Raw genomic sequence first — 1,535 nt, 5'->3', positions numbered from 1 at the left:
AGGATTCGGTTGCCCGGTCCCCCGGCTGCCTCGGGTGCGGCGCTGATCGCGCTGACCGGGACCGCGGTGTGGCCCATCGCCGGCAGCGCCGGGGCGCCGGTCCAGGCCACCGGCACCGACAACTTGCCGCCGATGGAGGCCGCCCCGCCGATGGCCGCGGCCGGGTGCACCGCTCCGGCACCGCCGCCGAGCAGGCCACCGAGCCCACCCAGACCGGGCAGCGCCTTGGCCGCCGCCGGAGCCGCACCACCGATCAACCCCACCGACTTGGCGATCTGGGTGAAGGTGTTGGCCATACCGGTACTGAAGTACGGCAGACCCTCGGTGTTATAGAACAGGCCGGCGAACGGGCTGTACCCGTTGACGAGTGTGCCCAGGTTGGTGGGGATGGTGGTTTGGCCGGTCAACAGGAACCACAGCTCTTGCAGCGGGTTGGTCGTCGTCTGAGCGGCGGCGGCGGCCTGCGGGGCCGCGGTCGTCGTGGCGGTGGTGGCCGCCTTTTGCGCGACGTTGGCCGCGTTGCCGGCGGAAGTATTGGCCGCCGCGTTGGCCACCGTGCTGGCCTGGGTGGTGGTGCCCGCGTCGTTGGTCACCTTCGGGGCGGCCTGGAACTGGGTGATGCCCTTGGTCGCCGCCGTGGACTGCACCGAGTAGTTGGCCATCGCCCCGGCATCCTGGGCCCAAAACTCGCCGTACTGGGCCTCCAACTGCGCGATCGCCCCGGTGTTCTGCCCGATCACGTTGGTGGCCTGCAACTGCTGCACCAACGCCCGGTTGGCCGCGATCACCGGCGGTGGCACCACCGCGGCGAACGCCGCCTCATAAGCCGCCGCCGCCGCGGCGGCCTGCACCGCGGCCTGCTCGGCCTGCGCCGCCGTGCTGGCCAGCCACTCCGCATACGGGGTGGCCGCGGCCGCCATCGCCGCCGAGGCCGTGCCCGCCCACTCCTCACTGGCCAGCTGGGTCACCACATTCTGATAACTCAACGCAGCCGACTGCAGCTCCGCGGCGATCGCATTCCACGCCGACGCCGCCGTCATCAACGACCCCGACCCCGGACCGGCATAAATCCGCGCCGAATTAACCTCCGGCGGAAGCGCCCCAAAATCAAACACGAATTACTCCTTAACCTTGGCCGCTTGGCTCGGGTATTGACTGACGATAAATCGGTGACGGTGGGTCGCCTGGGCGCCCGACCCCCGCAGCGTGGGCGGCCGCCGGTGCGCGTAGGCCTATGGGTCGTTCCTGCCGCGCGGCGCGGCAGGGTTGATCAGTCATCGGGCCGCTGGTCGCTTGCCGGCCATGAGCTGGAGCGAGGCGTTCGTCGCGACCGCGTGGTCCGACGCCGTGGTCGAGCCCGGGCCGCAGCGCTGTCCTCGGGACCGGGTTCGAGCGTGGCGCCAGCCGAATAAAATCCCGCCGCGGATAAGTGAAATGGTCAGCACTCATGTCGTCCCGCTATCCGGCCGATGGGGGTCGGGTTAGGACGCTGTAGCGGAAGCCGTATTTGTGGGAGTAGCCCGCGGCGGCGCCGG

Annotated in this window: 1 protein-coding gene; it reads right to left on the bottom strand. The window is 70.3% G+C overall.

From position 1 onward, the window contains the following. On the bottom strand, window positions 1–1,115 hold a 1,115-nt coding region (locus A5704_RS15310; protein ID WP_067889745.1), incomplete at its 3' end, for a PPE family protein. Window positions 1,116–1,535: the final 420 nt, after the last annotated feature.

The organism is Mycobacterium sp. E735 (genome assembly GCF_001666955.1).
Lineage (GTDB): Bacteria > Actinomycetota > Actinomycetes > Mycobacteriales > Mycobacteriaceae > Mycobacterium.
Note: the sequence above shows the minus strand (reverse complement) of the source record. Positions and strands in the feature narration are given on the sequence as shown.